General features: G+C 36.3%; 28 protein-coding genes. 16 read left to right on the top strand and 12 right to left on the bottom strand.

From position 1 onward, the window contains the following. Nucleotides 1–5: 5 nt before the first annotated feature. The gene (locus tag ACM66U_RS07290; protein WP_418640428.1) at nucleotides 6–1,337 is read left to right on the top strand and encodes an SLC13 family permease; all 1,332 of its coding nucleotides are present in this window, start codon (nucleotides 6–8) and stop codon (nucleotides 1,335–1,337) included. On the opposite strand, the gene ACM66U_RS07285 is transcribed toward ACM66U_RS07290, so the two are convergent. Next, nucleotides 1,332–1,523 (bottom strand): hypothetical protein, encoded by a 192-nt coding sequence (locus ACM66U_RS07285; RefSeq protein WP_418640427.1) that lies wholly within the window; start codon nucleotides 1,521–1,523, stop codon nucleotides 1,332–1,334. The genes ACM66U_RS07290 and ACM66U_RS07285 overlap by 6 nt on opposite strands. A 67-nt stretch (nucleotides 1,524–1,590) precedes the next feature. Here ACM66U_RS07285 and ACM66U_RS07280 point away from each other — a divergent pair, with 67 nt between their 5' ends. The 10 genes from ACM66U_RS07280 to ACM66U_RS07235 all read left to right on the top strand — a co-directional run bounded on the left by ACM66U_RS07280 (nucleotide 1,591) and on the right by ACM66U_RS07235 (nucleotide 8,544). Further along, a complete protein-coding gene (locus ACM66U_RS07280) occupies nucleotides 1,591–1,884 on the top strand; it encodes a Dabb family protein (RefSeq protein WP_151900097.1) in 294 nt (97 codons plus the stop codon). 131 nt (nucleotides 1,885–2,015) lie between these two features. Beyond that, on the top strand, nucleotides 2,016–2,228 hold the full coding sequence (locus ACM66U_RS07275) for a hypothetical protein (RefSeq protein ID WP_230973313.1): 213 nt from the start codon (nucleotides 2,016–2,018) through the stop codon (nucleotides 2,226–2,228). A 42-nt stretch (nucleotides 2,229–2,270) separates the two neighbouring features. Continuing rightward, the gene (locus ACM66U_RS07270; RefSeq protein WP_151900098.1) at nucleotides 2,271–3,530 is read left to right on the top strand and encodes a M48 family metallopeptidase; all 1,260 of its coding nucleotides are present in this window, start codon (nucleotides 2,271–2,273) and stop codon (nucleotides 3,528–3,530) included. Further along, nucleotides 3,512–4,342: a peptide chain release factor N(5)-glutamine methyltransferase gene (gene prmC / locus ACM66U_RS07265; RefSeq protein WP_151900099.1), complete on the top strand. Its 831-nt coding sequence runs from the start codon at nucleotides 3,512–3,514 to the stop codon at nucleotides 4,340–4,342. The genes ACM66U_RS07270 and prmC overlap by 19 nt, the downstream gene beginning before the upstream one ends. Before the next feature lie 14 nt (nucleotides 4,343–4,356). Beyond that, nucleotides 4,357–4,848 carry a DUF4149 domain-containing protein gene (locus tag ACM66U_RS07260; protein WP_418640426.1) on the top strand — a complete coding sequence of 164 codons (492 nt, stop codon included), beginning with the start codon at nucleotides 4,357–4,359 and terminating at the stop codon, nucleotides 4,846–4,848. 62 nt (nucleotides 4,849–4,910) lie between these two features. Beyond that, the gene (locus ACM66U_RS07255) at nucleotides 4,911–5,579 is read left to right on the top strand and encodes a nitrous oxide reductase accessory protein NosL (protein ID WP_151900101.1); all 669 of its coding nucleotides are present in this window, start codon (nucleotides 4,911–4,913) and stop codon (nucleotides 5,577–5,579) included. Then, nucleotides 5,572–5,769, top strand: coding sequence for a hypothetical protein (locus tag ACM66U_RS07250; RefSeq protein WP_151900102.1), 198 nt, complete (start codon nucleotides 5,572–5,574; stop codon nucleotides 5,767–5,769). The genes ACM66U_RS07255 and ACM66U_RS07250 overlap by 8 nt, the downstream gene beginning before the upstream one ends. Then, nucleotides 5,766–6,938: an ABC transporter permease gene (locus tag ACM66U_RS07245; RefSeq protein ID WP_418640425.1), complete on the top strand. Its 1,173-nt coding sequence runs from the start codon at nucleotides 5,766–5,768 to the stop codon at nucleotides 6,936–6,938. Before ACM66U_RS07250 ends, ACM66U_RS07245 begins: the two co-directional genes overlap by 4 nt. Continuing rightward, on the top strand, nucleotides 6,935–7,594 hold the full coding sequence (locus tag ACM66U_RS07240) for an ABC transporter ATP-binding protein (protein WP_346388879.1): 660 nt from the start codon (nucleotides 6,935–6,937) through the stop codon (nucleotides 7,592–7,594). Before ACM66U_RS07245 ends, ACM66U_RS07240 begins: the two co-directional genes overlap by 4 nt. Then, a complete protein-coding gene (locus tag ACM66U_RS07235; RefSeq protein ID WP_418640424.1) occupies nucleotides 7,585–8,544 on the top strand; it encodes a hypothetical protein in 960 nt (319 codons plus the stop codon). The genes ACM66U_RS07240 and ACM66U_RS07235 overlap by 10 nt, the downstream gene beginning before the upstream one ends. Here ACM66U_RS07235 and ACM66U_RS07230 read toward each other — a convergent pair. Genes ACM66U_RS07230 through ACM66U_RS07215 form a run of 4 tightly spaced genes read right to left on the bottom strand, consistent with a single transcriptional unit; the run spans nucleotide 8,541 to nucleotide 12,806 of the window. Further along, on the bottom strand, nucleotides 8,541–8,822 hold the full coding sequence (locus ACM66U_RS07230; RefSeq protein ID WP_346388877.1) for a J domain-containing protein: 282 nt from the start codon (nucleotides 8,820–8,822) through the stop codon (nucleotides 8,541–8,543). The genes ACM66U_RS07235 and ACM66U_RS07230 overlap by 4 nt on opposite strands. 26 nt (nucleotides 8,823–8,848) lie before the next feature. Further along, nucleotides 8,849–9,961 (bottom strand): cell division protein FtsZ, encoded by a 1,113-nt coding sequence (gene ftsZ, locus ACM66U_RS07225; RefSeq protein WP_151900107.1) that lies wholly within the window; start codon nucleotides 9,959–9,961, stop codon nucleotides 8,849–8,851. A gap of 12 nt (nucleotides 9,962–9,973) precedes the next feature. After that, nucleotides 9,974–11,338: a cell division protein FtsA gene (gene ftsA, locus ACM66U_RS07220; RefSeq protein WP_151900108.1), complete on the bottom strand. Its 1,365-nt coding sequence runs from the start codon at nucleotides 11,336–11,338 to the stop codon at nucleotides 9,974–9,976. 1 nt (nucleotide 11,339) lies between these two features. Beyond that, a complete protein-coding gene (locus ACM66U_RS07215) occupies nucleotides 11,340–12,806 on the bottom strand; it encodes a peptidylprolyl isomerase (protein WP_418640423.1) in 1,467 nt (488 codons plus the stop codon). 94 nt (nucleotides 12,807–12,900) lie between these two features. Here ACM66U_RS07215 and ACM66U_RS07210 point away from each other — a divergent pair, with 94 nt between their 5' ends. Beyond that, nucleotides 12,901–14,196 (top strand): adenosylmethionine--8-amino-7-oxononanoate transaminase, encoded by a 1,296-nt coding sequence (locus ACM66U_RS07210; RefSeq protein ID WP_151900110.1) that lies wholly within the window; start codon nucleotides 12,901–12,903, stop codon nucleotides 14,194–14,196. Here ACM66U_RS07210 and ACM66U_RS07205 read toward each other — a convergent pair. Both ACM66U_RS07205 and dnaJ read right to left on the bottom strand, forming a co-directional pair. After that, a complete protein-coding gene (locus ACM66U_RS07205; protein ID WP_151900111.1) occupies nucleotides 14,193–14,786 on the bottom strand; it encodes a class II aldolase and adducin N-terminal domain-containing protein in 594 nt (197 codons plus the stop codon). The two genes, ACM66U_RS07210 and ACM66U_RS07205, sit on opposite strands and share 4 nt — an antisense overlap. A 5-nt stretch (nucleotides 14,787–14,791) precedes the next feature. After that, nucleotides 14,792–15,913 (bottom strand): molecular chaperone DnaJ, encoded by a 1,122-nt coding sequence (gene dnaJ, locus ACM66U_RS07200; protein WP_151900112.1) that lies wholly within the window; start codon nucleotides 15,911–15,913, stop codon nucleotides 14,792–14,794. An 87-nt stretch (nucleotides 15,914–16,000) separates the two neighbouring features. Between dnaJ and ACM66U_RS07195 the strand changes: the two genes are divergently transcribed. The 3 genes from ACM66U_RS07195 to ACM66U_RS07185 are packed head-to-tail and all read left to right on the top strand — an operon-like array spanning nucleotide 16,001 to nucleotide 18,561. Continuing rightward, entirely contained in the window at nucleotides 16,001–17,104 is a 1,104-nt protein-coding gene (locus ACM66U_RS07195) for a murein transglycosylase A (RefSeq protein ID WP_418640422.1), read from the top strand. Next, complete coding sequence (gene recR, locus ACM66U_RS07190) at nucleotides 17,101–17,670, top strand: recombination mediator RecR (RefSeq protein ID WP_151900113.1); 570 nt, start codon at nucleotides 17,101–17,103, stop codon at nucleotides 17,668–17,670. Before ACM66U_RS07195 ends, recR begins: the two co-directional genes overlap by 4 nt. Further along, the gene (locus tag ACM66U_RS07185) at nucleotides 17,671–18,561 is read left to right on the top strand and encodes a phospholipase A (RefSeq protein WP_418640421.1); all 891 of its coding nucleotides are present in this window, start codon (nucleotides 17,671–17,673) and stop codon (nucleotides 18,559–18,561) included. Here the strand turns inward: ACM66U_RS07185 and ACM66U_RS07180 are convergent. From ACM66U_RS07180 to ACM66U_RS07160, 5 genes are all read right to left on the bottom strand, one after another. Then, on the bottom strand, nucleotides 18,558–19,352 hold the full coding sequence (locus ACM66U_RS07180) for a shikimate dehydrogenase (protein ID WP_418640420.1): 795 nt from the start codon (nucleotides 19,350–19,352) through the stop codon (nucleotides 18,558–18,560). The genes ACM66U_RS07185 and ACM66U_RS07180 overlap by 4 nt on opposite strands. A gap of 10 nt (nucleotides 19,353–19,362) precedes the next feature. Continuing rightward, nucleotides 19,363–20,775, bottom strand: a complete 1,413-nt coding sequence (locus ACM66U_RS07175; protein WP_418640419.1) for an anthranilate synthase component I family protein — start codon at nucleotides 20,773–20,775, stop codon at nucleotides 19,363–19,365. 16 nt (nucleotides 20,776–20,791) lie between these two features. Then, nucleotides 20,792–21,442, bottom strand: a complete 651-nt coding sequence (locus tag ACM66U_RS07170; protein WP_346388871.1) for an SPOR domain-containing protein — start codon at nucleotides 21,440–21,442, stop codon at nucleotides 20,792–20,794. Between the two features lie 61 nt (nucleotides 21,443–21,503). After that, a complete protein-coding gene (locus tag ACM66U_RS07165) occupies nucleotides 21,504–22,046 on the bottom strand; it encodes a DUF1882 domain-containing protein (protein WP_151900118.1) in 543 nt (180 codons plus the stop codon). Between the two features lie 9 nt (nucleotides 22,047–22,055). Beyond that, on the bottom strand, nucleotides 22,056–23,303 hold the full coding sequence (locus tag ACM66U_RS07160; protein WP_151900119.1) for a serine hydroxymethyltransferase: 1,248 nt from the start codon (nucleotides 23,301–23,303) through the stop codon (nucleotides 22,056–22,058). A gap of 165 nt (nucleotides 23,304–23,468) precedes the next feature. Here ACM66U_RS07160 and rbr point away from each other — a divergent pair, with 165 nt between their 5' ends. After that, the gene (gene rbr / locus ACM66U_RS07155; protein WP_151900120.1) at nucleotides 23,469–24,125 is read left to right on the top strand and encodes a rubrerythrin; all 657 of its coding nucleotides are present in this window, start codon (nucleotides 23,469–23,471) and stop codon (nucleotides 24,123–24,125) included. Nucleotides 24,126–24,142: the final 17 nt, after the last annotated feature.

Here is a 24,142-nt window from a genome sequence, read left to right as displayed (position 1 = left end):
TATATATGAAAATAGCAGTGGCACTGAGTATAGGACTTTTCTTTTTTGCTCTAAGCGGAGTCTTTTTTACACTCCAACAGAGTACCCTTATAGGGTGTATAGCCTTTTTTGTAACGCTTTGGACAAACGAAGGTCTGCCATTGGGCGTAGTCTCTCTTTTACCGATAGTTCTTTTTCCTGCCTTTGGGATTTTAGATACAAAAATGACTGCCATAAATTATGCCAACCCTATCATTTATCTCTTTTTTGGCGGTTTTTTACTTGCAATAGCGGTTGAGAAAACAAAGCTGCATTTACATGTAGCCAATAAACTTTTGGGTTTGTTTCCTGCAACACCAAGAGGGATGATATTTTCTCTTGCACTGACATCAGCTCTTTTAAGTTCCATTTTGTCCAATACGACAACAACCCTGTTACTTATCAGTATTGCAGTTTTTTTAACAGATAATATAAAATTAAAAATGCGTTTTGCCCTTGCTATTGCTTATGGTGCAAGTATAGGAGGTATATTGACACCCATCGGCACACCTCCAAATTTGATTTTGCTCGGTATTATGCAAGAACACAATATGCAGCTTATTCCGTTTTTTCAGTGGATATTTATGGTTGTGCCACTCTCTCTTTTTATGTTGACAAGTGTCGGTTTTTTACTGAGTTACGGTGTCAATGCAATACCGATACAGACAAAAATAGAAAAAAAAGTTTTAGAGCCATCACAGAAAAAAGTGATGTATTTAATGTTGGGCTTAATTGCAGTCTTGTTTGTCAACGCTCCTGTAAGACCCTATTGGAATGGTCTTGGTATGAGTGAGAGTGGCATACTGCTTGGTTTTGGATTGGCACTGTTTATGCCGCCTTTTAATATACTGCAATGGAAAGAGGACAGTAAAAAAATCCCTTATGCCATAATGTTTTTATTTGGTGCGGGTTTTTCTATTGCAAAAGCTTTTGCACAAACCGGACTGGCAGATGAGGTTGCATCATATCTCTTACATATGACTGAACTTTCACCATTGCTTCTTCTGTTGAGTGTTGCGGTATTGATTACCTTTACAACAGAAATTACATCCAATACGGCACTGATTTCGATAATGCTGCCGGTTATCTATTCTGTAGCAGAGCAGTCCGGCATAAATACAACACTTTTCATGATGGTGGCTACCCTGTGTGCCAGTTATGCTTTTATGCTGCCTATTGCCACACCGCCCAATGCTATTGCGATGAGCAGCGGAGCTGTCGGGGTAAAAGATATGCTGAAATACGGAATAGTTTTGAATTTACTTGGAATATTTTTTATCGTTTTTATTGCAGAATATTTTTGGAAAAATATTTTATAGTTTGTCACTTTTTTTTCTGATGTACATGTAAAGGTCTTTGAAGATTAAAAATACAGAGTAGACCCATAAAATATCCAGAATTGGATTATGCTGCAGACCATGTGTCAGCATGTACGGATAAACAACGGCGATTGGCCATTTCAAAAAATAAAAAAATAAAATTCCTACACCGTATAACTCTTTCATACAGGTATCTTAGCAAAATATTATAAAATCTTTGCTAATATTGCAAGAAATATCTAAAGGTTGAAAAATGATAGTCCATATAGTGATGTTTAAATTTAAAGATGAAAACAAAGCTTTAAATATAGCAAAGGCAAAAGCGAAACTTGAAAGTCTGGAAAAAAGTATTGATGTGCTCAGAACCATTGAAGTTGGTATTAATTTTAATGAATCAGACAGAGCTATGGACCTCTCTCTTTACTCAACATTTGCAACCCAAGCAGATCTTGAAACATATGCGACACATGAAGAGCATCTCAAAGTGGTCTCTTTTATTAAAGAAGTTACTGTAGAGTCAAAAGTTGTTGATTATATACTTGAGTAACTGAATTTTTCTAAAATGACGATAAAACAAAATAAAAAATAGACTTAAATCGTCAAACTAGCTCTTTTTTATCACATCAGCTTATATTTATTTTTGATACAATCTCACAAAATATTTATAAAGGATGGAAAATGATGTCAGAACCAAGATTAGAAGATATGGGTGATTACAATACGTTAAAAGGCGAAAAAAAGAGAATTGTATGGGCGGTTATCATTGCCGGTCTTCTTTTAGGCGCTGTATATATGATCGCATATAATATATTTGATGACAAAGGAGATGTTATTCCTGTAAAAGATGAAATAACAATCGTTCCGTTAAGCAAAAGTATTCCAATTAGATAAGTTTTAGCTATAATTTCTCAATTAAAATAAGGCGGTAGTGGCATGTTAATGACAATAGTGGGTATATATAGTTTTTATGTATTGATAATGATATATACAAGTGTAATGCAGATAGGCTATATTAATCTCATAAAAAGAAAAACACCGGTTTTGCTGTCTGCTGCTGATTTCTTAAAAGCGGGAAATTATGCTGTTGAAAAAGAAAAACTCTCGATTGTAAATACTTTTGTTGACTATCTTGTGTTTATTGCCTGGATCGGCATTGGGATAAAGTACCTTGTTGAACAGTACTATACTCTGTCAAACCAGGCATTGATGAATGTGGCTATAGTCATGAGTTTTGTAGTTGTAAATTATATCATTTCTTTGCCTTTTTCCTATTATGAAAAATTTGTGATTGATGCAAAATACGGCTTTAACAATTCAACCCTTGGACAGTGGATAAAAGATACGTTTATTTCTTTTTTTCTGACAATTGTTTTTGGTTCTCTGGTTGTGTGGGGTATTTATGAAATCATTGCAAACTTTGAGTTGTGGTGGCTGTGGAGCTTTTTGTTTGTTTTTGCGATAGTGATTTTGATAAATATGCTTTATCCTACTTTTCGTGCAATGTTTTTTGATAAACTGACACCGCTTGAAGATGCAGAACTTGACAGTGAAATTAAAAGACTTATGGACAAAACAGGTTTTGTAAGTTCGGGTGTTTTTGTAAGTGATGCGAGTAAGCGGGATAACAGGCTCAATGCCTATTTCGGCGGATTCGGAAAAGCTAAAAAAGTTGTTTTGTTTGACACTTTGCTTAAAAAACTGACAACGAAGGAGCTTTTAGCCGTTTTAGGGCATGAACTCGGACATTTTGCCCATGGGGATATTTATAAAAATATTGCTTTGGTGGGTGTGATGCTTTTTGCAATGTTTGCAATCTTTGGTAATTTGCCGGATTCGCTTTACCTGGAACTCGGTGTTTCCAAACAGCCCTATGTCATTATGATTTTACTGATGCTGTTTATGCCGGTACTTGGTTTTATAATGATGCCTGTTATGGGAATTGTCAGTCGGCATAACGAATATGAAGCGGATAAGACGGGGAGTGAACTTGGCGGAAGCGCAGGTGCAATTGAACTTGCAAATGCACTGAAAAAACTGGTAAATGAAAACAAAAGTTTTCCGCTTTCGCATCCTTTGTATATTTTCTTTCACTATACACATCCTCCTGTGATTGAACGATTAAAGGAACTCGGCATGGATGTGGGATACATAGAAAAGAGCGGTACTGAGGGTAAATGCGAAGCAGATATATAGTCAAAGATTTACTTCGTGAGGTTACACAGAATCTACAGCCTTGTGTACAAAGAGCCCCAAGAGAAGCACAGCTGCTTTTAATGAAATATCTTGAAGTGGATGAACTCTGGCTCATTACCCATCAAAACAGTTCTGTAGAAATTTCACAGCAGTTTTTTGAATGGGTACAAAGACGGCAAAACAATGAACCTTTTGAATACATCACAAAGCGGGTAAGCTTTTACAGTGAAGAGTTTTACATAGACGAGGGCGCCCTGATACCCCGTCCCGAAACAGAACTGCTGATAGATGAAGTGATCAAAAACGTACCGGACAAAAAGAGTGCTTTCACTTTTGCCGAGGTCGGAGTAGGGAGCGGCATCATCTCTATAATGCTTGCAAAGACTTTTAAAAACTCTAAAATCATCGCAGTGGATATTTCTCAAAAAGCTTTGGATGTGGCACAAAAAAATATAGAAAAATTTGGACTGCAGGAGCAGATTGAACTGCGGTTAGGATCTCTGCTTGAACCGGTTTGTGAAAAAATTGATTATCTGGTTTCAAATCCGCCGTATATTGAAAACGGTACTGCTTTGGAATCAAATCTCTCCTATGAGCCGCAAAATGCACTTTTTGGGGGAGAGGTCGGTGATGAAATTATTAAAGAACTTCTTGATGAAGTCTTAAGACAAAAGATTAGATTTTTTAGTTGTGAGATTGGTTATGACCAACAAGATAAAATACAGGATTATATGCAAGGAAAAGATTTTAAATCTATAACTTTTTACAAAGACTACAGCTCGTTCGATCGCGGATTTACATTACAAATATAACAAGGTTTTACAAAATGAAAAAAAATATTTATCTGGATTTTACATATTTTATTGTTTTAGCAGCTACTTTTGGGGCTGTTTTGGTTTTAGGTGCTATCGTTGCGCCTGTTGTTTTTCATACAGACAAGATTACAGTCAACTTGCTGATAGACCATTATAATGCGGGTATTATAATGGGAGAAATTTTTCACAGGTTTTCATATTGGACCTATTTTGTAGCAACTTTTGTCGCTTTGTATGAGGCTATGGCTTATAAAATGGGTCAACGTGATGCCATCAGTTTTGCAGCGGCTGTCACAGTGATATTTGCATCTTTGATGTTTTCTGCAGTGTATGTTCCAAAAATCCTTTCTATGCAGGCACTGGGAGCAGAAGCTACACAAAGCGATACCTTTGAACATCTTCATATTGCAAGTGAGATAGATTTTAAAATACTGGCATTTGCTCTTTTGGTTCTGTTTGTCAGAAGATTGATGCTCTTAAGAGTACCTTCCAGGCAACTTTAACGCTAAATTAACACTATTTTGATAAGATTTGTCCTGAACATATTTTTGTATTAGGTGGTTTTATGTCAATTTTTAAATTTTTCATTCTTGTTCCTCTTTTTTCAACACTTCTTTTTTCTTATCCGAATTATTCACAGGCCTTTAAAGAGAAGAAGCTTTATCCTATGGGTGAAAAAATTTATAAGAAAAAATGTTCTGATATAGACGTAAAGAGATACAACAGTTATGAAGAACTCTCAAATGCTTTGCTTACAAAAAAGAGTTGTGCAACACTCAATAAAAAATACTTGGAGGCATTGGCGCTTTATCTGTGGGAGGTTAAAAGAGTCTCAGGCAAACACAGACACTTTTGCAAACTTACTGTTTCAAAAGATGAAAAATGTCCTGTGTGCGGTATGCTTTTATATAAATATCCAAGTTGGATTTCACGTATAGAGTATACTGACAAAAATGTATCTTTTGACGGAATTAAAGATATGATGAAGTACTATTTTGAACATCCGAAGAAAATAAAACATATGTTGGTGCAAGAGTATTATACGCAGCAGGTTATAGATGCAAAAAAAGCCTATTTTGTTATGTGGAGTGATGTGTACGGACCTATGGGAAATGAGTTGATAGCTTTTAAGGATGAAGCATCTGCCAAACGGTTTTATCTTGACCACAAGGGAAAAAAGATACTCAAGTTTGATGATATTACGCCTGAAGATGTGTATAAACTGGATGAATAAAAAAAGCCGTTTTTGTCTCTTTACATGTAGTGCTTTAGTGCTTTTGAGTGTGGGAGAGATATTTTATCTACAGATGAATGATACGCTGACAAAACAAGAGTGTATGCAAAAGAAAAAATTTGTACAAATGACAACTGTTTCCAATTTTGTTTTGGCGCTGAAAAACAACTCTATTAAGGCAATACCGTGAAAAAGATTAATTTTCATCTTCTGGAATATGCCATCAATTATATTTTACGATATAAAGCAAAGAACATATTTATTCTTGTAATACTGACACTGCTCATTACTCTGTTGGCGTCATTCTTTTTTGTGCAAAACTCGCTGAAGTATGAACTGGAATCAACACTTGATGCCCAACCGCAAATTATAGTGACAAATCAAAAGGCGGGCAGAGATACCACTGTGGATGAGCATGTGATAGATAGCATTGTAAATATTAAAGGTGTATCCGATGTAAATGCACGTGTATGGGGATATTATTGGTTTAAACATATGCATGCAAGATTTATTGTAGTAGGTATAGATGAATTTGAAAATCAATACAATGCTACTTTTGAAAATATAATAAAGAACAGTGAACTGAATGCTTCGTCTATGCTTGTAGGAGAGGGAGTCAAACGCATATTGGATGCAAGTTATTATAAAGAATATTTTAATTTTATTTCTCCTGATTTATCAGTAAAAAAAATTTATATAGCCGGAACATTCAAAGCCGCAACACAGTTGGAATCAAATGATATGATTGTTATGAACAAAGATACTGTGAAAGAAATTTTTGGTTACACAAACAGTGAGGCTACAGATTTGGCTGTTCGTGTCAATAACCCTCTGGAACTTCCTTCCATAATGTCAAAGATTCAAAATAGATTTCCAACTTTTAAAATTGTTGCGAGAAAAGATTTGAAAACAGCACTTGAAAACCAGTTTAATTATACCAGCACTGTTTTTTTAATTCTGTTTACCATTACTCTTTTTACATTTTTTATGATTGTTTATGATAAATCCAGCGGACTCAGCAGTGAAGAAAAAAAAGAGATAGGCATACTTAAGGCAATAGGCTGGACAATTGATGATGTTCTTAAAGCACGCATATATGAAGGTCTCATTATCTCTTTTATCGCTTATATTATGGGAATAACCCTGGCTCTCTTTTATGTGTATATTTTAAATGCGCCGATACTCAAAAACATATTTATAGACTATAATGATATTGCAAACAGTTTTACGCTTCCCTTTGTGCTTGACTATAAGATACTGCTTTTACTTTTTTTGCTCAGTGTCCCTGTATATATGTTTGCAACAATCATTCCGTCATGGAGAATTGCTACGCTTGATGCTGATGAGGTAATACGATGATAAAACTGCTACATGTAAGCAAAATTTATGATGATATAAAAGCTTTGGATAACATTGATTTGGAAATTGGCGAAGGAGAACTTGTCATATTAAAAGGGGTCAGTGGCAGTGGAAAAAGTACCATACTTTCATTGATTGCCGGACTGCTCAAACCGACAAGTGGAGATGTCCTGGTTGAAAACAAACATATCTCAAAACTGCCGGATCATTTTTGCTCCCGATACAGAAGAGACAATATCGGATTTATATTTCAAAAATATAATTTGATTCCGACGCTGAGTGTTCGTGATAATATTTTACTGCCATTGGTGCCGTTAAACCTGGATGAAAAGGCTTTACATGTAAAGCTTTTTTCTGTAATGAAGATGTTTGACATTGAACATAAAAAAGATGCGAGGGTAAAGAATCTCTCGGGTGGTGAACAGCAAAGAGTTGCAATAGCCAGGGCAAATGTAAACAATCCAAAAATAATTCTGGCAGATGAACCGACTGCAAATCTGGATGAAAAGCTCTCTTGTGAATTCATACAAATTCTTAAAGAATTAAAGTCTATGAACAAAACTGTCATCGTTGCAACACATGACCCTCTTTTTTTTGATTTGGATTTTGTGGATCGTGTTGTAGAGATACATAATGGTAAACTGCTATGCTCCTGACGCCTGAAGTATTGACAATAGACATACTGAATCTGCTCTTTGTTGTTTTCGCCACTCTTGCATTTTATTACAGTGTGAAAATAGTCTCCCGATACGACCGGAATGCTACAACTCCATTACAGTATAATCTGGAAAAACAAAGCTATCTGGTAAGTGTAGTTATAAAATTTATTTTTTATACCAAGGTTCTATTGTTTATATTTTTTATTTTTACTCTTGATGATATTTCAAATATTTTACCCGGGGCAATGTGTGGAGCCGGTGTCGTCAATGCAACACAATACGGTACCTATCTTCTGATACTTAAAGTTATCAATTTATATATTTTTGCCTACTGGCTGGTACTTAACAATGAAGATATGAAATCAGAACAACAGATATATTTACAATTGAAGTTAAAAATATATTTGTTTGCATATTTTTTGCTCATCCTCGAAATAGGGCTGGAGAGCCTGATGTTTCTTTCTATAGATACAAAGAGTGTTGTAGACTGTTGCGGTGCTATTTTTTCTACAACAGACGGTACCTATATGGCACATTTGCTAAGTGTAAACCCGATAATGCTTCTTGGAAGTTTTTATGCTCTGTTTGCGTTTATTGTATTGGCATACAAAATAAAAAACAGATATCTGTTTTCTCTTATGAATCTACTGTTTGTTATTGCAGCCCTGGTCTCACTCATAGGTTTTTTTGGAACGTATATATACGAACTGCCAACACATCACTGCCCGTTTTGTCTGCTGCAAAAAGATTATAACTATATAGGATATTTGTTATATATATTTTTATTTATCGGTACTTTTTTTGGTATTGTTTTGGGGCTTGTTCCTTTCAGGCAAGAAGATGAAAATGCAAAATATAAGATATCGCTTTTTTTTACAACTCTGTATGTTATAGTTGTGAGTTACTACCCGCTTGCATATTATATAAAAAATGGTGTTTGGCTTTAGACATTATGTTGGTTGTCCCCAAATTTACTGTTCCACCACTCTTGAGGTGTGTAGGTTGATTTTTTAACACTCTCTTCATCAAGAGGGTATTCATAAGTGTTGCAGTAGTCAAGTATAATTTGATAGGCTTCATTGATTTGCATACTCATCTGTGTTGCCTGTTCATAGTTGTCTTTATGTTTGTCAGGATGCCATTTTTTCATAAGGTTTTTATATTTGTTTTTTATTTCTTTGAGAGAAGCTTTTTCGCGAAGACCAAGGAGTGATTTGGCCTTCATTATTTTTTCAAAAGAGTGCAATGGAGTTAGTCTTGTTGTTGTCTCATATAAGCAGGAATATCCAGATAATCACCGTCAAGTTCACCGCCTACGACAAGTCTTGGTCTTACTTTGGCGCGAACAGGAGCAGGTGTTTCACTGACAAAATCTTCATTGTTTGTCAGTTCTTTTTCAAAACCTGTTGCAACAATAGTGATTTTAATATAGTTCTCAGGAATCTTCTCGCTTGTAGAGGTTCCCCAGATAACTTCTGCATCATCATGTGCACTTTCATGGACAACTTCCATTGCTTCTGCAAGTTCCATCATAGGAAAATCAGGATGCATACTGAAATGTACCAAAACACCCATTGCACCGTTAATGGACATGTTGTCTAAGAGCGGAGACTCTATTGCCGCTTTAATCGCTTCATAGGCTGCATTTTCACCTTCATGTTCCCCCACACCCATCAGTGCCATACCTTTGTGACTCATAACAGTTTGCAAGTCGGCAAAGTCAAGGTTGATATCATTGTCCCCGCTTGAGAGGATAACACCTGATGTTCCGCTGACAGCCTGTGCCAATACGCTGTCTACTATTTTAAAGCTCTCTTTAAGTCCCAGTCTTCGGTCGATGATTGATAAAAGTTTGTCATTTGGAATAACTACTATAGAATCACTCTCTTTTTTGAGTTCTTCTAATCCTTCTTCCGCTAATTTTAAACGTTTTTTTCCTTCAAACATAAAAGGTTTGGTAACGATTGAAATAGTAAGGGCTCCAACTTCTTTGGCTATCTGAGCAACTACAGGTGCAGCACCTGTTCCGGTTCCTCCGCCAAGACCTGCAGAGATAAAAACAATGTCAGCCCCTTCAAGTGCTGCTCTGATTTCATCATAGTTTTCCAGTGCAGAATCTTTGCCTATGCTTGGTTTCATTCCGGCACCCAAACCTTTTGTAAGTTTTGCACCTATTTGAATCTTTGAAGCGGCATTTGTTTCATTGAGAACCTGTGCATCGGTATTGATAAGCATCATCTCAATACCTGTTACACCTTCATTAATCATATGTCCTATCATGTTTCCACCGCCGCCACCGACACCGACAGCTATAATTCTTGCACCGGTAGGGCTCTGTGCTTCTTCTATTACAAATGGTTCCATTCTTTCACTCCTTTAAAATAACTGGGTTGCCCAGTTCCAAAATTTACTGAAACTTCCAGCTTCATCACTTTTTTTCTCTTTCGCTGTCTCTAAGTTTACCATTTTATCCTTATCACTAACTGTTTGTTCTTCAGATGAGACTATAGGTATAACAGGTTCATTGGACAGATCAATACTGTTTGTTACTGTCGGCTCTTCATTAGTATGACGGACTCTTTTGTTGACATCAATCTCATAAGGGGTATAAGGAGAAGCAGAGTACATAACCAGTCCGACAGCACTTGCATATTCCGGACCGCGTAGTGAGTCAAAAAGACCGTTCATCTCAATAGGTTTTGCCAAACGAACAGGGACAGAACCAAAGGTTGCTACAGCCAGGTCACGTATACCGTCCATTTTTGAAAAACCGCCTGTGAGGACTATACCTGCTCCAATCTGCTCTTTAAGCCCACTGTTTTCTATAAACTGAGCAAGTATCATTAATGTCTCTTCGACTCTTGCAAATATGACATTGTGGACAACTTCCAGAGAAACTTCATGCGTAGAGTTCTCATCCCCGATAATAGGAAGCTCTATTAAATCATTGCTTGGCGTGAGCAGTGAACCATAAGTCAGTTTTACTTTGTCTGCAACATTAAGCGGTGTGTGCAAGGCCATGGAAAGGTCACTTGTCACATGGTTTGAACCAACACCCAAGAATTCGTTGTAGCGAATTGAATTGCCTGAATGAATGGCAATATTGCTTGTGTTACCACCCATATCAATAACTGCGGCACCTAACTCTCTTTCATCTTCATTGAGTGTTGCGATGGCTGAAGCATAACTGTTAAGGACTACATTCTCCACCTCGACACCAGCTCCTCTGACAGCTTTTTTAAGATTGTTCAGATTTGATTTTTGTGTCGTTATGATGTGTGTTTCAACCTCAAGTCTTGAAGCATTCATCCCAAGCGGATCTTCTATATAGTCCTGGTCATCTACTTTAAAGTTAAAAGGCAGTGCATGCAGAACTTCGTATTCGTTTGGTATATTGGCGTTGTACAAAGAAGTGTGCATAACTCGTTTTATCTCTTCAAAGGAGATCTCCTTTGATTGAATGTTTACAATGCCGTTTGAGTTAAGGCTTTTTGTGTAGGCTCCGGATATGGAAACAATTGCCGTGTTGATATTACTGCCTGATACCCGTTTTGCATCTTCAACTGCTGTTTTTATACTTCTTGAAGCAAGTTCAATGTTTGTTATGCTTCCCTTTTTTAAACCCTGTGCTTTTGTTGTGCCTGCACCGGTTATTGAGATTGTATGATTATTGTCGATTTCTGCAATGATTGCACAAATTTTTGTTGAACCTATATCTATGGCTAAAACAGTTCTACTCAATTTAGAGTCCTTGAATATAAATCTCAGTTTGGTACTTGTTTTGAAGCGTTTTTATAAGCCCTTCGTTAAACAGAGTATTTTTTAATTTTGCGACAGTGTCGCTAACATTGTTGTTTTTATTTGTAAGCAGTTTTTGTTCCAAAATGTTGTATAAAACAACTTTTCCGTTATTCAGACCGATATAAGATCTTTTTTTATCACTCACAAACAGTTTTTGTAAGAAATCAGCAGCTTCTTGCTTACTTAGAGGTGCTAACTTGTCTACAGAAATCACAGTAAGAAAATCAGAAGTTTTGCCTATAAAAGTATTTACAGAATCATTGACAAGTTTCATCAGTTTTTCTTTTTTCTTTTGTGTTATATAGAGTGGTAAAATTTCCGCTTTTGCTTCTTCAAATGATTTTGGTTTTGCAGGTATTGTTTTTGTTAACTCAAAAACATAGTATGTTCCATTGATATTTATCGGTTTTGTATATGGTTTCGTCAGTGCCAGTTTGGAAATTGTATCGAGTGTTTGCTCATTGAACGGATTGTTTGATTTTGAGATTTGAGTACTTTGCGGTTTTACAGTGTCCGGAAGTTTGTTCTTTTTAAATGCTATATATGTTCGTAAGGCTTTGTCTTTCATCGCTTTTGCATTAAGCTCCTTTAGAACTTTTTCTTTAGCTGCCTCAAGAGTTAAAATTTTACCGTCACTGCCTTTGAAATGTGTTCTGTTTTCTTTGTAGTATGTCGCAATCTCTGTATCGCTGAATTTTTTTGTTACAGGGGCTACCTTGATAAAAGTAACCTCGTAAACAACATCATTCATAAAATTGTTTTTCTGTTTTTGCCAAAACTTTTTTAATGCTTCATTGTCTACAGAAACCTGAATGTCATCAAGTGCAAGAACTTTATAGTTTATTTTGTCTGCGATGTTGAAAATCGTGTTTAAAATATTTTCTTCATTTTTTGATGTTTTTACAGGAAGTAGTTTCAAAGTTTTTTGTATAAGAAGTTCTTTTCGCAACTCGGTTTCATACTCTTTGATACTCAGTCTGTTCTGGGAAAGGACAAGCTTGTATGTCTCTTTGTCGAATGCTCCGTTTTTGTAAAAAGCTTTTTGCTGTTTGAGTGCTTCAATCATCTCTTCGTCACTTACAATAAGGTCATAGGACTGTGCAAGATTTATAAGCAATGCCTGCTGTATCAACTGTTGGAGTGCCTGTTTGTCCAATCCGAACTGTTTTGCTTTTTCTTCATCAAAGTTTCCCTGAAACATTTGATTATACTGTGCATAAAGACGAGAATAGGTTTTTTGCAGTTCACCGTTTGTAATTTCAACATTTCCCACTTTTGCAACAGCACCTGCTTTGTTGCCATAGCTGTATTGTCCCCAGCCGACAAAGCCTGCTCCAACAAATGCTATTGTTGAAATCCATATAGTTATAATAAGCCATTTCTTATGTCTTTGCATCCATGTAATCATATAATAAAAACCTTGTTTGTGATATTGTTTGATATTCTATGTAAATTCGTATTAAAACTTGATAAAGAGAGAAAATAAAAGGTATAATTTGCCCATGAAAAACAATGAATTGAAAAACAGAGATCTGGATGTCCTTTGGCATCCGTGTACACAAATGAAAGACCACGAAACGCTGCCGCTTATTCCGATTAAAAAAGCACACGGTATTTATCTGGAAGATTTTGAGGGAAACAGGTATATAGATGCTATCAGCTCCTGGTGGGTAAATATGTTTGGACATACGAATGAATATATTAATTCAAAAATAAAAGAACAGCTTGATACTTTGGAACATGTTATATTGGCAGGTTTTACGCATGAACCGGTTATAAGGCTCTCTGAGCGTCTTGTAAAACTAACACCGGCTAACCTGGATAAGTGTTTTTACTCAGATAACGGTTCATCTGCTGTTGAGCTTGCCTTGAAGATGAGTTATCATGCTCATTATAACGACGGAAAGAAAAAGTCTCTTTTTGTTTCTTTAAGCAATTCATACCATGGAGAAACCATAGGTGCTTTGAGTGTCGGAGATGTGAAACTTTACAAAGAGACCTATGAGCCTCTTTTGATCAAAACAATTCAAACACCTGTCCCTGTTGATATGAGTGAGACGGCAGCTGTAGAAGCAGCGCAGAAGTTTGAAGAACTGTGTCAGGAAAAAGCATCACAAATCAGTGCCTTGATATTAGAACCTCTTATACAGGGTGCAGGCTATATGCATATGTATCATGCAAAGTATCTGGTACTTGTTCGGGAAATATGTACAAAATATGATATTCATCTTATAGCCGATGAGGTAATGGTCGGTTTTGGAAGAACAGGAGAACTTTTTGCCTGTGAAAAAGCAGGAATATCTCCCGATTTCCTGATTCTTTCAAAAGGCTTGACCGGTGGATATTTACCGCTTTCTGTGGTTCTGACTTCCAATAACATATATGCAAAATTTTACTGTGACTATAATGAGCATAAAGCTTTTTTGCATTCTCATTCCTATACAGGGAATGCCTTAGCCTGTGCCGCTGCAAATGCAACACTTGATATTTTTGAAAATCAAAATATTATTGAAAAGAACAGAGAGCTTGCAGACTATATGTCAAAAAAACTCCAAAGGTTTTTAGAATTGCCGAATGTAGAACAAATCAGACAGACAGGGATGGTTGGCGTTGTGGAACTCAAAGGCTATGATGCTAAAGAGAGAATAGGGCTAAAAGTATATGAATATGGGCTTGAACATGGTGTTTTACTGCGTCCGCTTGGACACATAGTCTATTTTATGCCGCCTTATGTGATAACTAAGGAAGAGATAGATACTATGATGGATGTGGCATATGAAGCCATAACAGGGCTTTAGTCATAATCACAAAGAGAGTTACACGAATCACCTAACATGAGTAAGCGACAGCTTTTTTCCAAAATGGCAAGTTTTTTTGCCATTTCATGAATATCTCTGCTGTATGCATATACCCCATATCCGCGAATCACCATCAGATTTGTCTTTTTTGTTTGAAAATACAAAATAATTTCACTTTGTGCTCTTTCATACCAGTCTTCAAATTGTTTGGGATCGATTATTTCCACCAAGCCTATCTCTGTATATCCAAAATAATCTTTTGGAATGATAATGTTATGTTCAAGTGAATAGGCTGTAGTGAATTGTGGCATACTGAAGCATATAAATTTTGCTTCTGAAATATGCGAATAGATACCTTGGTGAATATTGGCGTCTATACTTGCCTGTTTCCATCTGTAGTCCTGTTTGAAAGACAACTCTATAAGACTCTCTTCATTGATGTTGTCAAATATAGCCTCTTTTGTGTTGATGATAAAGCGGCTTTTGTCTGTTTTGGAAGATATTGAACCGTGATATATGCCAAAAAAATCTTTTCTAAACATGGAAAGTGCCAGTGATGAGAGTTGATTTTTAAGGCGTGTTTTATTCATAAGGGTTACTTAAACCAGTTTTTCATTTTGTCTATCACTGAATCCAAAATACCTTCATGAGGTTTTGATTCTATGCCAAAAGAGTCTTGAATTTTGTCTAAAAGTTCTTTTTGTTCATCAGTCAGTTTTTTAGGATACTGGATGTTGATCACAGCGATTAAATCACCTTTTCCGTGTCCATGGACATCTTCTATCCCTTCACCTCTAAAGACATACCGTTGTTTGTCTTTTGTTCCGATGTCAAGTTTTAGTTCAAGTTCGCCTGTTAAAGAAGGTATTGTCAGGGTGTCTCCTTTAACAGCTTGCGTGAAAAATACCGGAATTTCAATATATACATCATTGTCATCTCTTATAAAATGTTTGTCAGGTTTGACTTCAAATGTTACATAAAGATCGCCACGGTTTCCTTTTTTGCCGATATTTCCTTTTCCTGAAACGCGTAAGCGGTTCCCGCTGTCAATACCTTTTGGCACAGAGATGGTAATAGTCTCTTTTACCTCTTCATACCCCTTGCCATGGCATTTTCTACATTTGTCTGTTGCTGAGGTACCTGTTCCGTTACATACCGGACAGGTTTGAGAAAAGGTCATAAAGCCCTGTTTCATATAGATTTGCCCCTGTCCTTTACACTGCGGACATGTTGAGAGTTTGCCGTCTTTTGCTCCTGTACCTTTACATGATTCACAGGCTTTTTTATAGGTGTATTTTATCTCTTTTTCACAGCCAAATACAGCCTCGTTAAAGTCAATAACAATATCGACATTCATGTCAAGCGGATATTTGTCCATATCGGCAGGATTTTGGCGTCTTGTGCGTCCGCCGCCAAATCCGCTGAACATCTCTTCGAACATAGACCCCAAATCATCAAAACTTGAAGAAGATCGACTGCCGCCACCCATTCCCTGGAGACCTTCCTTGCCATAACGGTCATAAATACTGCGTTGCTGGTCATTGCTCAAACACTGATAGGCTTCATTAATAAGCTTAAATTTGTGTTCTGCCTCTTTATCCCCAGAGTTTTTATCCGGATGATATTTTTTTGCCAAAGTTCGGTAAGCTTTTTTGATAGTTGCCTTATCTGCATTTTGTGATACTTCTAAAATCTCATAATAGCTTAAGTGTTCCATTATAATAAAATCCTATTTAAATATTTTTTTGAAATTATACCCATTTTGTAGTTTAAAAAAAAATAATTAGATGATATAATACTGTTTATGAAACAAACAACTCTTTTTTTCCTGATGATGACACTTTTTTTAGGGTGCAACAAACATACACAGTCGCCACAGCCAAGCAAAATAAAAAATGTAAATTTTACCAAAACATCTTTTTCAAAACTTCCCGGATTTCAAGAACAAAATTATGATGAATTCTTAAATAATTTTACAAATAACTGTAAAAGTACACAGGGACAAAAAATCTATAAAAATTTATGTCAAAAAGCCTTACATGTAACAGATGCAAAACAGTTTTTGCTTAATAACTTCACCCCTTACTCAATAGCTGATAAAAGTGGAAATAAAGAGGGATTGTTAACCGGGTACTATGAAGCACGGATACACGGTTCTTTTCATAAGAGCGATACCTACAAATACCCGATTTATGCAACACCGAAGGATCTGGTTGTTGTAGATCTGAGTTCTATATATCCCGAACTCAAAAACTACAGGCTTCGAGGAAAGATACAAAATAACAGACTGGTTCCTTATTACAGCCGCAAAGAAGCAAAGCTTCATGATTTAAATGCCTCGGTCATTTGCTACTGTGATTCTAAAATAGACAGATTTTTTCTACAGGTACAGGGCTCAGGAAAGGTAATCTTGGATGATAATTCGACGATGTATATAGGGTATGAAAACCAAAATGGCTATAAATATAAATCAATAGGAAAGTATTTGGTGCAAAAAGGAGAAATTTCTTTGCAAAACATCTCTTTGCAGAGTATCCGTAAATGGTTGGAGGAACATCCCTCTCAGATCGATGAAATACTTGATTATAATCCCTCTTTGGTCTTTTTTACAAAAAGAGACAAAGGTGCAACAGGTGCATTAGGGTTACAACTTCGAGAGAAAAGTTCTATTGCAGTTGATAAAAAATATATTTCGTTGGGAAATATGCTATACTTGTCATCAAATTTCGGAAAAGAAAAATTTAATAATATCGTTTTTGCCCAAGATACGGGTGGGGCTGTCAAAGGTCCTGTACGGGCAGATCTGTTTTTAGGCAGTGGAGAGGATGCATTGCAAATTGCCGGAAAACTACAATCACCATTGCAGTTATGGCTATTTATGCCAAATAAAAAAGAAGTGAATGAATGAACAGCTCCTTGGAAAAATTTAACAGGCTTGTTGATGCACTCGGTGAATTGCCGAGTATAGGAAAAAAGTCGGCGACAAGACTGGCGTATCATATGATTATGAACGATACATTTGCAGGGATGAAAATAGCACATGCTATTGAAGATGCCCTGGGGAGTCTGAAAAAATGCAAAGAGTGTGGTGGTATGAGCGAAGATGAACTGTGTCATATCTGCTGTGACGAGACACGCGACACATCTTTATTGTGCATAGTTGAAAATGCTAAAGATATTTTGCTTTTGGAAGAAAATGGCCTGTTTGACGGAAAATACTTTGTTTTGGAATCACTCGAAGAGTTAAGTATGACACATCTGGAAACTATTGTACAAAATGGAATAAGAGAAGTGTTGTTTGCGCTTACGCCCTCAATAGCAAATGATGCCGTCATTCTGTATATAGAAGACAAACTTGGTATATATGATTTGAATTTTTCTAAAATAGCACAGGGTGTCCCGACAGGAGTCAGTTTGGAAAATATAGATTTGCTTTCATTAACGAGAGCGTTAGAAGATAGAGTAAGGGTGTAGATGAGATTATTTTTATATGTGATTTTAATAGTAACGGTGCTCCAGGCAGAACAAATCTCTGATGCAACAAAAAGTAAAATAAATATTGAAAATATTACAAATGATACTTCAAAAGAAAATATGCAAAAATGGCTTGATAACTCTTTTGGTCTTCGTCCCTATAAAGCAAATTACCTTTTACCTTTTGGTGCTGCAAATAAGAAGTATATAAATCATAAACTCGATATTGTGCCATATGATAAGTTTGAAGCTGAAATCCAAGTGAGCTTGCAATTGCAAGTTTTTAAAAATATTTTTGGTTTAGGGGAAAAATACTCTTTGGCATATACGCAACAGGCTTTTTGGCAGATATATGTTACATCTTCTCCTTTTAGAGAAAACTTATATAACCCTGAAGGATTTGTTGTTTTTCCCATTAGTGACAAAAGCTCAATATTTCAAATGCGATCATTAAAATTTGCTATTGCACATAAATCAAACGGACAGCCGAATACAGAGTATATACCAGAATTTAATGGTTTTAATCTCTCTAAAAGTATAAATTATTTTTATACAACATTGCGATTGCAACACAGTACGCTTATTACAGACTTAACACTTTTGGTACCTTTCCCGGGAAGTGCAAATTTAAGTGATAATCCTGATTTAATGAAATATTTAGGGTATACAAAGGTAAAATTTACCTATTTTTATAATAAACATATGTTTAGTCTGATGGCACGAGGGAATATAGACAGTATGAGAGGAGCGGTTGAAGCGACCTATTCTTACCCTTTACGAAAAGACAAATCATATCTGTATATAAAACTTTTTAGTGGATATGTAGAGTCTTTAATAGATTACAACAAAGATATCACAAAACTTTCTATAGGTTTTAGCTTTTCTCGTTAGTAAAGAAAACTTTTTTGCATCTCCTTTTTTATGGCTTCTTTGTCAAGTTCAAAGTTGCAAAAAAGTTCATTTGCCAAAACTCCCTGTCCTAAAAGCATGTCTGCACCGTCTTTACATGTAAGACCTTTTTCCTTGGCAAGTTGTAAAAAGGGAGTAATTCTGCCATATATGGCATCTGCAACATAGCGAGTATTTTGCAAAGCAGCTTCAATCATCTCTTTTGGTGCAGGCAGATTTTCATCTTTGAGACCGGCACTTGTTGTATTTATAACCAAGTCATAATGACTGGGCTGAAAATTTCCCCATGTATAACATTCACAGTCAAGTTTTTCAAAGTATGTAAGGCGTGCCTTGCTTCGGTTGAGTATGCTTACATGTAAACCTTCTTCTAAAAATTTTTGTACAAGAGCTTTTGCTGTGCCGCCTGCACCAAGTACCAAAATATTTTGTATATTTTGAAACTCATTTATGGCATACATAAAGCCATCAGCATCTGTATTGTAGCCGATAAGTTTTCCGTTTTCATTTATAAGTGTATTGACAACTCCGATTTTTTTTGCAAAGCCCCGAACTTCATCACAGGCAGCATAGGCGCTCTCTTTGTGTGGTACTGTGACATTGGCACCGCTCAGGCCCAGAGAAAAAAAGGTTTCTTTGAGTTTGTTGCCATCTTTGAGAAACGTGCGTGTATAGCAGGCATTGTAATTAAGATTTTTGAAAACGCTGTTGTGCATCAGAGGACTGCGGGAGTGTGAAACAGGATTTCCAAAGATGGAGAAAAGTTTATGCATTGTATCTCTTTTAGTCTTTTTTATCTAAATCTTCAAGTGAGTGAATGAGCGCACCCAGTTTATTGTTTACTTCAAGATACTCCAGTTCTTTTATACTGTCTGCAACTATGCCTGCACCTGCCTGAAGAACTACCTTGTCTTCTTTTACAAGGGCTGTTCGTATGGCAATTGCACTGTCCATATTTCCGTCAAACCCGAAGTATCCGACACTGCCGCTGTAAAAACCGCGTTTTAAGCCTTCATATTCGGCTATAAGTTCCATAGCACGAATTTTTGGAGCACCGGTCATAGTACCTGCTGTAAATGTTGCCATAAACAGATCAAACATATCTTTGTCATCGTCAAGAGTTGCTACTACATCAGAAACAATATGCATAACATGTGAAAAACGCTCTATATGCATAATATCTTCCACTTTGACTGTACCGGTTTTGGCAACCCGACCGACATCGTTTCTGCCAAGATCTATAAGCATTAAATGTTCAGCCAACTCTTTTGGGTCTGCGAGCAGTTCTTTTTCAAGTTCTTTGTCTTTTTGTTTTGTAGTTCCGCGTTTTCTTGTACCGGCAATTGGGCGAAGAAGCAATTGTGTATCTGTGAGTCTCACCATAACTTCAGGCGATGAGCCGACGATACTGAAATTTTCATACTCCATTAAAAACATATAAGGGGAGGGATTTTTTGTACGAAGAATACGATAAAAACTAAAAGGGTGCACTTTTATATGTCTGGTGAAACGATTTGTCATCAAAATTTGAAAAACATCACCGCTTTTAATCATCTCCTTTGATTTGTCTATCATGGCAAAGAATTTTTCTTTTGTATGGGCAAAGCTTCCTTTGTCCTCTCCAATGTTGAAGACTCTGTGTTTGTAAGTATATGTGCCTTTTAAATCATTTTCAATGGCTTGAAATTTTTCACTGTACTCTTTGAGTGTCGAAATAAGTGTAATCTGATGATTTTTATGGGAATAGACAAGGACAAGTTTTGGTAAAATCAGGTCTAAGTCCGGAGTGTTCAATTCGTCTTTGAGGTTGTCCATGAATGATCGAAGTTTTGGCTCAAAGACTTTTACCATATCATAACCGATATAGCCGATAAATCCATCCACATAACCGACATTTAGTTTTTTTGTGGCATTTTTATATTCGTCTGTATCTATATTTTTATAATACTCTTTTAAAAAGGAAAAAGGATTTTCTTTTTTAATATGTTTTGTACCGTTTTTGTCTGTATAGACTGTTTTGTCGTCTATAAACTGTAAGCGTTCTCTCGCACCTATACAGATAAAACTGTAGTTCCCCTCACTTTGTCCGGCACTTTCAAAAAGGTAGGAGACCTCCTCTTTGAAAAACTCTTTTAGTTTTGAATAAACGGCAATAGGTGCCAGCTGATCTTGTGTAAATTGTTTAGAATATATCAAGATTACCCTTGTAAAATTATAATTTTACTAAAAATGCACCCGGCTCAATTTTGGCACGAATAACACGTTTAGCATTATTTGCTTCTTTTTGTGTTTTAAATGGTCCAATCAATACTTTGTTAAGTGTTTTTGAATTGACTGTAACTTTATGATATCTATATTTATAGCCTAAATTCGTAATAGATTTTAGGAATTTTTTATTTGGTTCATATTTTGAAAAAGACCCCACCTGTATATAATACTTTACCTTTGATGTTCCATGAGGTTTCTGTTTTATCTGAGGTTTTTGTGTCACTTTTTTGGTTTGAGTCACTACTTTTTTCTGTGGTGCAGCAACTGTTTTATGTTCTTGTTTACTTTCTTGTTTGAGTTTTTGTGCGATTTTATCTAAATCTTCATCAACAGAATTATTTTCCTGTATGACATCCACTTCTTCAAAAAGAGGTTCTTCAGGTGTTTCCTGTGCAAGAGTTTTGGCTTGAGGTTCCGGCGGCAGTATAGCTTGAGGCAAATTGTCTGTCCCCTTGGAATTAAGTGAATTCATAAGCATTACAACTACTATGAGAATAATTCCCAATGTTGCAACAGCGAGAATTATTTTTTTATTTGAGCTGGAAGAGCCGTTTTTATTCAGGACAATATCACTTAGTTCATTCTTATCATTCATACTATTATACCCTCAATCTTTTATTTGTTCTATGATACCAAAAATAACCTAAAGAACAAAATCACATATGCTTCGACCACGAAGCGCCTCTCTCTTTTGCATAGACTTCATAAGGAAGTGTCAAAATGTTGTATTCATCAGGCAAATCATTTGTCGGAAACATTCTCCACTGCTTTGGCTGTTTTGCAGCCAGTTTCATACTGATCATTTTGCCAAGCTGTATCGCTTCTTGCAGTGTAGTATGCCCTTTGTGAATATAGAGATGCAAATGCCCTTTGGTCTTTGTTTCATAGGCTGTAAAGTTAATAAAACCTTCTTCTCGCAAAAGAAGCTGTGCTTTGTGATAAAATCTTTCAGGATCTCTGCCGTTATAATCAATAACTATATTTTCAACAATCCCTTTTTTGTCCACAATCGAATGGGCTACAGTTATTTCACCTTTTATATGTTTGTTAATCACAGACTGGTTTAAAGGCGCATTGACTTTTTCAAATTTATTGTAAAAAGTACGCCCTTTAAAAGTGATTTTGTTCACTACCGTATCTCTTTTGATCCAGTAGTGGTCACTTACCATTTTTATAAGTTTTAAATCCATGGCAGTCATGTGGGAACCTTAATATGTTGGTTGGTTGTATATTACAAAATTTTGTGCAAGTTCTTTGAGTTCTTCTTTTATTTTTGCCTGAAGTTCAGTATTGTTGATATCATCCAAAACATCTGCCATTTTATTTGCGATGAGTTCAAACTCTTTTTCTTTCATACCGCGAGATGTAAGTGCCGGTGAACCGATACGAATACCTGATGTTACGAAAGGACTTCGTGTCTCTCCGGGAACAGTGTTTTTATTGACAGTGATCCCTGCATTTCCCAGAGCTGCATCAGCATCTTTTCCGGAGATCTCTTTGCCTACAAAACTGACAAGCACTAAGTGATTGTCTGTTCCGCCGCTTACGACATCATAGCCGCGTTTCATAAGTACATCAGCCAATACAGAAGCATTTTTCTTTACCTGTTTCGCATAATCTTTCCACTCTGGTGTAAGATTGTGTTTAAAACCAACTGCTTTTGCAGCGATTACATGTACAAGCGGTCCGCCTTGAAGAGCCGGGAAAATAGCAGAGTTTATCTTCTTTGCTATATCCTCATCATCTGTCATTATCATACCGCCGCGAGGTCCTGCAAGTGTTTTGTGTGTAGTTGTTGTAACTACATGTGCATGAGGGAATGGACTAGGATGCTCACCTGCGGCTACCAAACCTGCAATGTGTGCGATATCTGCAAAAAGAATTGCACCGACTTCATCGGCAATTTCACGAAATTTCTTAAAATCAATTTCACGGGCATATGCAGAAGCCCCGCATACGATGATTTTAGGCTGTACAATTTTAGCGATATCTAAAACTCTGTCATAGTTAATACGTCCGTCAAGTTCAACACCATAGGTGAAACTGGAGTAGTTTTTCCCTGAAAAACTTGGTTTGGAACCATGTGTCAAGTGTCCGCCATGGCTCAGGTCCATACCTAAAAGTTTGTCACCTGCTTTTAAAAGTGCCGCATAAACAGCTCCGTTTGCCTGTGATCCTGAATGTGGCTGTACATTTGCATATTTGCACCCAAAAAGTTTACATGCTCTGTCTATAGCCAGCTGTTCTACGCTGTCAGCATATTCACATCCGCCATAGTAGCGTTTTGCCGGATACCCTTCAGCATATTTGTTTGTAAAAACCGAACCCATAGCTTCCATTACTGCCGGAAGTGTGAAGTTTTCACTTGCTATCATTTCCAGATGGTTAGTCTGTCTCTCTAACTCTTTTTCGCACAAGTTATAAACTTCTTCATCGTACTCTTTTAAAAAACTCATGGTGTCAAAATCCTTGTAAAAATTAAAAAATATATTTATTGTACTGAAAATATAATAATATTGTTCTGAATGGAGAGTCTGTTTTTTATTTATCAGGGTTTTGAGAGCTGTCCTTAAGTTTCTATGTGCAATAATGATGGAAAATTTCAATATAAAGGTGTTGCTATGAGAAAGTATGAAACGTATAGATGTAACAAATGTGGAAATATTGTAGAAATACAGGCAGTCGGAGGAGGAGAACTGCATTGTTGTGGCGTGGCAATGGAGATGATTACGCAAAATCTTACTTTAGTCAATCTTATGAAAGCGTTTGCCGGAGAATCTCAAGCCCGAAACAAATACGAATTTTATGCAAAAGTAGCACAAAAAGAAGGTTACCGAGATATAGCTGCCCATTTCCAAAGAGCGGCAAACAATGAAAAAGAGCATGCAAAATTAGAATTTGCCCTGCATAACAGACTCAAAAACAACAGTGAAGAGAGCTTTGGCAAGACAATGGAAAATCTTCAAGATGCCATTAATGGTGAGCATTATGAAAATTCTGATATGTATCCTGATTTTGCAAAAATTGCCAAAGAAGAGGGTGATAAAGAAGCAGCTGCACTATTTACGGCTATTGGCAAAGTGGAAATTGAGCATGAGAAAATGTATAAAATGCTTTTAGAACGTCTAACTTCCGGACATGAGTTTGAAAGTGATGAAGAAGAAGCATGGATATGTGAAGTGTGCGGGCATGTTCATTATGGAAAAAAACCACCGAAAAAATGTCCTGTGTGTAAACATCCGCAAGAGTATTTTTCAAGACTGCTTGAAATAAAATAGGTCCCAAAGAGGATGAA

It is taken from the genome of Sulfurimonas sp. ST-27, from assembly GCF_048081595.1.
Lineage (GTDB): Bacteria > Campylobacterota > Campylobacteria > Campylobacterales > Sulfurimonadaceae > Sulfurimonas > Sulfurimonas hydrogeniphila.
The sequence above is the reverse complement of the archived record's forward strand: the minus strand, read 5'-3'. Positions and strand labels throughout refer to the sequence as shown.

Bases quoted from the DNA above. Each gene is read 5' to 3' on its own strand.
- ACM66U_RS07290 (WP_418640428.1), top strand. From the start codon at position 6: ATGAAAATAGCAGTGGCACTGAGTATAGGACTTTTCTTTTTTGCTCTA.
- ACM66U_RS07285 (WP_418640427.1), bottom strand. From the start codon at position 1,523: ATGAAAGAGTTATACGGTGTAGGAATTTTATTTTTTTATTTTTTGAAA.
- ACM66U_RS07280 (WP_151900097.1), top strand. From the start codon at position 1,591: ATGATAGTCCATATAGTGATGTTTAAATTTAAAGATGAAAACAAAGCT.
- ACM66U_RS07275 (WP_230973313.1), top strand. From the start codon at position 2,016: ATGATGTCAGAACCAAGATTAGAAGATATGGGTGATTACAATACGTTA.
- ACM66U_RS07270 (WP_151900098.1), top strand. From the start codon at position 2,271: ATGTTAATGACAATAGTGGGTATATATAGTTTTTATGTATTGATAATG.
- prmC (WP_151900099.1), top strand. From the start codon at position 3,512: ATGCGAAGCAGATATATAGTCAAAGATTTACTTCGTGAGGTTACACAG.
- ACM66U_RS07260 (WP_418640426.1), top strand. From the start codon at position 4,357: ATGAAAAAAAATATTTATCTGGATTTTACATATTTTATTGTTTTAGCA.
- ACM66U_RS07255 (WP_151900101.1), top strand. From the start codon at position 4,911: ATGTCAATTTTTAAATTTTTCATTCTTGTTCCTCTTTTTTCAACACTT.
- ACM66U_RS07250 (WP_151900102.1), top strand. From the start codon at position 5,572: ATGAATAAAAAAAGCCGTTTTTGTCTCTTTACATGTAGTGCTTTAGTG.
- ACM66U_RS07240 (WP_346388879.1), top strand. From the start codon at position 6,935: ATGATAAAACTGCTACATGTAAGCAAAATTTATGATGATATAAAAGCT.
- ACM66U_RS07235 (WP_418640424.1), top strand. From the start codon at position 7,585: ATGCTCCTGACGCCTGAAGTATTGACAATAGACATACTGAATCTGCTC.
- ACM66U_RS07230 (WP_346388877.1), bottom strand. From the start codon at position 8,822: ATGAAGGCCAAATCACTCCTTGGTCTTCGCGAAAAAGCTTCTCTCAAA.
- ftsZ (WP_151900107.1), bottom strand. From the start codon at position 9,961: ATGGAACCATTTGTAATAGAAGAAGCACAGAGCCCTACCGGTGCAAGA.
- ACM66U_RS07215 (WP_418640423.1), bottom strand. From the start codon at position 12,806: ATGATTACATGGATGCAAAGACATAAGAAATGGCTTATTATAACTATA.
- ACM66U_RS07210 (WP_151900110.1), top strand. From the start codon at position 12,901: ATGAAAAACAATGAATTGAAAAACAGAGATCTGGATGTCCTTTGGCAT.
- ACM66U_RS07205 (WP_151900111.1), bottom strand. From the start codon at position 14,786: ATGAATAAAACACGCCTTAAAAATCAACTCTCATCACTGGCACTTTCC.
- dnaJ (WP_151900112.1), bottom strand. From the start codon at position 15,913: ATGGAACACTTAAGCTATTATGAGATTTTAGAAGTATCACAAAATGCA.
- ACM66U_RS07195 (WP_418640422.1), top strand. From the start codon at position 16,001: ATGAAACAAACAACTCTTTTTTTCCTGATGATGACACTTTTTTTAGGG.
- recR (WP_151900113.1), top strand. From the start codon at position 17,101: ATGAACAGCTCCTTGGAAAAATTTAACAGGCTTGTTGATGCACTCGGT.
- ACM66U_RS07185 (WP_418640421.1), top strand. From the start codon at position 17,671: ATGAGATTATTTTTATATGTGATTTTAATAGTAACGGTGCTCCAGGCA.
- ACM66U_RS07180 (WP_418640420.1), bottom strand. From the start codon at position 19,352: ATGCATAAACTTTTCTCCATCTTTGGAAATCCTGTTTCACACTCCCGC.
- ACM66U_RS07170 (WP_346388871.1), bottom strand. From the start codon at position 21,442: ATGAATGATAAGAATGAACTAAGTGATATTGTCCTGAATAAAAACGGC.
- ACM66U_RS07165 (WP_151900118.1), bottom strand. From the start codon at position 22,046: ATGACTGCCATGGATTTAAAACTTATAAAAATGGTAAGTGACCACTAC.
- ACM66U_RS07160 (WP_151900119.1), bottom strand. From the start codon at position 23,303: ATGAGTTTTTTAAAAGAGTACGATGAAGAAGTTTATAACTTGTGCGAA.
- rbr (WP_151900120.1), top strand. From the start codon at position 23,469: ATGAGAAAGTATGAAACGTATAGATGTAACAAATGTGGAAATATTGTA.